1 protein-coding gene is annotated in these 354 nt (G+C 52.8%); it reads right to left on the reverse strand.

From position 1 onward, the window contains the following. Positions 1-263 (reverse strand): hypothetical protein (locus AC5ZG1_RS44840; protein WP_496136630.1); only part of this gene is annotated, 263 nt, incomplete at its 3' end. Positions 264-354: the final 91 nt, after the last annotated feature.

Here is a 354-nt window from a genome sequence, read left to right on the forward strand (position 1 = left end):
GCCCGGATCACCTTGGTGGCAAATTCGCCTTTGCCATACTCGTTGGGACCGAGCTTATCACCCTTCTTTTGGATCAGTTTGAGCGTCTTGGTTCCAAGCTTGGCATTCAACCACTGCTGGGGAAAGAGCTTCTCGATGTAAAAGTCGGCTTGCCCCCCACTCGGTATCGGAACGACGTAGAGGCTCTTGCCAACGTAATAATATGGCTTGGAGCCATCGATCTTGGTCTTGGACTCAGTCACCTTCTTGATCCAAGTCCACATGCCTTCGCTCCCACCGTCGTTGTCAACGATAATGACAACCGGCTTCGCGGCTCCTCCGTTGTGCAGCTTGTCAACTCGACCCAAGTGGTAT

It is taken from the genome of Bradyrhizobium sp. Leo78 (genome assembly GCF_059512425.1).